The following is a 4,729-nucleotide window of genomic DNA, read 5'->3' on the forward strand; positions in this document are numbered from 1 at the left end:
TGGCCGGGGTCGCCGAAGGCGCCGTGGCCCTGCTGCGGGGCGGACGGCGCGGGGGGCGGCGGAACCGGCGGCAGCGGCGCGGTGCCGTCCTGCCCCACCCAGCCGCTGCCCGGGGGAGCCCAGGGGTCGCGCGCGGGCTGGCGGGCGCTGGCTGCGCCGGGGGTGGTCTCGGAGCTCATCGGGTCACCTCGGTGGTCGGGAGAGGACTGCTTCCCCCTACCCAACGACAGCGGGCTTCGGACATCCTGCGCGCCTGCTGTGAGGTTCCTGAGCGCATCGGGCCGGTGCTCCTCCGCCGGCGCCGGACGCGGCAGGATGGAGCGGCCCGGCACGGCGCGCCCGGGCCGACCGCACCGTCGACGAGGAGGGCGAAGCAGATGAGCACCGACCCCGGGGGCCACCCGCCCCAGCGCGCGCAGGCGGCGCCGGCGGCCCACCCCTTCGCGGGGATCCCGCTGAGCGACTACCTCCGCGACGGCGTGGCCGCGCTCCTGCTGTTCGTCTCCCTGGCGCTGCCCTGGGACTACCAGCACGGCGCGAGCGACCGCCTCGAGGTCGTCCTCGTCACGGTCCTGTCCGTGCTCAGCCTGGCGCTGCCCTACCTGAGCCGGGTCGGGGTCTTCCCCGCCACGTGGACGGTGCACCGCACCCGCACCGTGCGGCTGCTCGCCAACCTGCCCTACGCGGTGCTCGCGCTGGTCTACCTGGTGGTGGACGGGGTGACCGGCGACGGGTTCTCCGGCGGGGTCGGCGTGGCGCTGGCCCTCGGCCTGGCCGGTGCGGTGCTCGCGGCGCAGCCGCGCGCCTCCGAGCTCGGCCCGCCGGAGCAGGACCGGGCCGCGACGGAGCAGTGGCTGCTCGTCGTGCGGGCCTTCACCGGCCTGGTCGCCGCGACGGTGCTGATCTCCTTCGTGCTCGGCCTCGTGCGCCTGGCCGACCTCGGCTTCTCGGTGAGCGCGCTGGTCGCCCTGCTCGCCGAGTCGGTGCTCGTCCTGGCGCTCGTGGCGTGGCCGCTGCTGGGCACGGCGCGGCGCGACGCCGCCTGGCGCGCGGTGCTCCTCGCCCTCGGCGCGGTCTTCTGCGTGGTCTTCGTCATCGGCGCGTCGGACTCCGCGCGCCTGCCGCAGATCCAGAGCCTGCACCTCGGCGGCTTCGGCCTCGTCCTGCTCCCGGCGGGCGCCGCGGCGGCCGCGGCCCCGGGCGTGCTGCGCGGGCAGCGCAGCACCTCCGGGACCGAGCGGTGGGTCGGGGCGGCGCTGCGCGCGTTCCTGCTGGTCGTCGTCGTGGCCGTGGTGACCGCGGTGGACGCCGGCGTGGCGGTCGCGGACGGCTCCTCCGCGGCTCCCGTGGTGATCGGGCTCGTCCTCGCGCTGCTCATCGCCGTCGCCGCGGTCGTCGGCCTCAGCGCCCTGCGCAACGACCCCGCCGCTGGCCGCGGCGTGGCCCTGGTGCTCGCCGGCGTGGTGGCCGTGCTCGGGCTCGTCGCGCTGGTGCTCGCCGCGAGCGACCAGCACCACGGCGCGGTCACGTACCCGTTCCTGCTGCTGGCCCTCGGCCTGCCCGGCACGATCGCGGTGGTGCTGCTGGTCCCGCCGTCGATGCGCCCCGAGGGCGCCGACCGCGCACGCGCGACCGGCCCGGCCACCGCCGCGTACGAGTGGCAGCCCGCCCAGCCGGTCCGGCCGGTGGAGCCCGAGCAGCCGGTCCGGCCGGTGGAGCGCGAGCAGCCGGCGGGGGCGACCGCGGTCATCCCCGTCACGCCCGCGACGCCCGTGACCCCCGCGGTCCCGCCGCCGCCGGCTCCCGCGCCGGTGGCGCGCTTCACCGCCGCGCAGGCCGTCGACCCCGGCACGGACGCCGCCGTGCTGGCCCAGATCGCCCAGGACGCCCCCGAGCTGCGGCCCTACGTCGCCGCGAACCCGTCGACGTACCCGGCCCTGCTGGAGTGGCTGGGCCGGCTCCGCGACCCGGAGGTCGACGCGGCGCTGCGCGCCCGGCCGCCGCGCGGCTGACCCGCGCGCGAGGCCCGCTCGCCGCGAGCGGGCCCCGCGCGCTCAGGCCTCGGTGGCCGGAGCCGGCAGGTCGTCGGCGTCGACGATGTTGTAGGCGTAGCCCTGCTCGGCCAGGAAGCGCTGCCGGTGGGCGGCGTAGTCCTGGTCGAGGGTGTCGCGCGCGACGACGGTGTAGAAGCGCGCCGTCCGGCCGTCCGCCTTCGGGCGCAGCAGGCGGCCCAGGCGCTGGGCCTCCTCCTGGCGCGAGCCGAAGGACCCCGACACCTGGATGGCCACCGAGGCCTCGGGCAGGTCGATGGAGAAGTTGGCCACCTTGCTCACCACGAGCACGGGCACCTCGCCGGTGCGGAAGGCCTGGAAGAGCCGCTGGCGCTCGGCCACCGCGGTCTCCCCGGTGATCACCGGGGCGTCCAGGCGGGCGCTCAGGTCGGCGAGCTGGTCGAGGTACTGGCCGATGACGAGCACCTGCTCGCCGCCGCTCTGGCGCACGAGCTGCTCGACGACCCGCGACTTGGACGCCGAGGTGGAGCACAGCCGGTAGCGCTCCTCCGGCTCGGCGGTGGCGTACGCCAGGCGCTCGCCGTCGGGCAGGGTCACCCGCACCTCGACGCAGTCGGCCGGGGCGATCCAGCCCTGCGCCTCGATGTCCTTCCACGGCGCGTCGTAGCGCTTGGGGCCGATGAGGGAGAACACCTCGCCCTCGCGGCCGTCCTCGCGCACGAGGGTGGCGGTCAGGCCCAGGCGCCGGCGGGCCTGGAGGTCGGCGGTCATCCGGAAGATCGGCGCCGGCAGCAGGTGCACCTCGTCGTAGACGATGAGGCCCCAGTCGCGGGCGTCGAAGAGCTCCAGGTGCGGGTAGACGCCCTTCCGCTTCGTGGTCACCACCTGGTACGTGGCGATGGTCACCGGGCGGACCTCCTTGCGGGTGCCCGAGTACTCGCCGATCTCGTCCTCGGTGAGCGAGGTGCGCTTGAGCAGCTCGTCGCGCCACTGGCGGGCGCTGACGGTGTTGGTGACGAGGATCAGCGTCGTCGCGCGGGCCTTGGCCATCGCGCCGGCGCCGACGATCGTCTTGCCCGCGCCGCAGGGCAGCACCACGACGCCGGAGCCGCCGTCCCAGAAGCCGTCGACGGCCTCGGCCTGGTAGGGCCGCATCGCCCAGCCGTCCTCGGCGAGGTCGATCGGGTGGGCCTCGCCGTCGACGTACCCGGCGAGGTCCTCCGCGGGCCAGCCGAGCTTGAGGAGCACCTGCTTGAGGGTGCCGCGCTCGCTGGGGTGGACGACGACGGTCTCGGGGGACAGGCGGGCGCCGACGAGGGGGGCGACCTTGCGGCTGCGCAGCACCTCCTCGAGCACCGGGACGTCGAGGGCCTGGAGCACGAGGCCGTGCTCGTCGTCCTTGCGCAGCTGCAGGCGCCCGTAGCGGTCCATCGTGTCGGCGACGTCGACGAGCAGGGCGTGCGGCACGGGGTAGCGCGAGTGCTCCAGCAGCGCGTCGACCACCTGCTCCGCGTCGTGCCCGGCGGCCCGCGCGTTCCACAGGCCCAGCGGGGTGATCCGGTAGGTGTGGACGTGCTCGGGGGCGCGCTCGAGCTCGGCGAACGGCGCGATCGCCTTGCGGGCCGCGGCGGAGGTGGCGTGGTCGACCTCCAGCAGCAGCGTCTTGTCGCTCTGGACGATCAGCGGTCCGTCGCTCACCGGGCTCCTCGGGGTGGGGCAGGGGGTTGCGGGCACATCCTCGTCCTCAACCCCCCGCGGGGCCCGGTGCTTCCCGGGCGCCGCGCGCGGCTCCGCTGCGGGTCAGCCGAGGCCGAAGGCGGTGCTCAGGCCGGGCGACGAGACGGACCCGCCGGTCGGGCCGTACGCGTCGCTGGCGGCGACGAGGAGGGCGATCAGGCCGATGACCAGCAGGACGCTGAGCACCGCCACCACGGTCCAGATGATCCAGCCGATCCTCGTCAGGCGGCGGGCGGCCGGCAGGTCCGTGCTCGACCGCACCAGGGCGATGATCGACAGGACGAGCCCGGCGATGCCGGCGAGCGTGAACGCGCCGGTCACGAGCGAGACCCCGCTGACCGCCAGCAGCACGATCGTCGAGGTGGGGGCCGAGCCGCCCTCGGCCCCGGGCGCGGCGGGCTGGCCCTGGTAGCCGGTCAGCGCCGGCGCGCTGCCCGGGTGGGGCGTCCCGGTGTAGGGCGTCCCGGTGTAGGGCTGGTCGCCCTGCTCGGCGTGCTGGGTCCAGGGGCCGGCGTACTGGCCGCCGCCGTAGGGGTCGCCCGCAGGGGCGCTGGGCCGCTGCTCGCCGGGCGGCGTGGCGCCGGCCGGGGAGGCGCCAGCGGCGGACGAGCCCGCCGGGGAGGCGCCGTGCGGCTCGTCCGCCCCCCACGGGTAGGCCTGCGGGTCCTGCGGGGGCTGGCTCATGGGCCAACGCTACCCGTGCTGTCGCGCGATCAGGCCGGCGCGACGCCGGTCACGCGGTGCACCGACATCGTCCGCACCTCGCCCGAGGCGGCGTCCAGGGCGGTGACCATGCCGCCCTCGATGCCCACCGGCTCGACGAGGCGGACGGTCGTGCGCCCGGTCCGGTCGCTGAGCCCGACCCACAGGCTGCGGTGCGCGCTGGCGGCCTCGCGCAGCGCCGCCAGGGCCACGGCCGGGTCGGTGGCCGCGAGCACCGGCGGCCGTCCCCCGCGTCCCGCCCCGGACGCCGCCGGGTC

Annotated in this window: 3 protein-coding genes and 1 pseudogene; 1 reads left to right on the forward strand and 3 read right to left on the reverse strand. The window is 76.8% G+C overall.

Annotated elements, in window-relative coordinates; genetic code table 11:
• The first annotated feature begins 377 nt into the window (after nt 1-377).
• Nucleotides 378-2,012 carry a DUF7937 domain-containing protein gene (locus tag AC5FZL_RS15495; protein ID WP_493619780.1) on the forward strand — a complete coding sequence of 545 codons (1,635 nt, stop codon included), beginning with the start codon at nt 378-380 and terminating at the stop codon, nt 2,010-2,012.
• A gap of 42 nt (nt 2,013-2,054) precedes the next feature.
• Here the strand turns inward: AC5FZL_RS15495 and AC5FZL_RS15500 are convergent, their stop codons facing one another.
• The 3 genes and pseudogenes from AC5FZL_RS15500 to AC5FZL_RS15510 all read right to left on the reverse strand — a co-directional run.
• Nucleotides 2,055-3,710: a DNA repair helicase XPB gene (locus AC5FZL_RS15500; RefSeq protein WP_493619781.1), complete on the reverse strand. Its 1,656-nt coding sequence runs from the start codon at nt 3,708-3,710 to the stop codon at nt 2,055-2,057.
• A gap of 102 nt (nt 3,711-3,812) precedes the next feature.
• Nucleotides 3,813-4,433 (reverse strand): hypothetical protein, encoded by a 621-nt coding sequence (locus tag AC5FZL_RS15505; protein WP_493619782.1) that lies wholly within the window; start codon nt 4,431-4,433, stop codon nt 3,813-3,815.
• 29 nt (nt 4,434-4,462) lie between these two features.
• A pseudogene (locus AC5FZL_RS15510) lies at nt 4,463-4,729 on the reverse strand (helicase-associated domain-containing protein); the annotation flags it as partial.

The sequence above is a fragment of the Quadrisphaera sp. DVD1 genome (assembly GCF_058932755.1).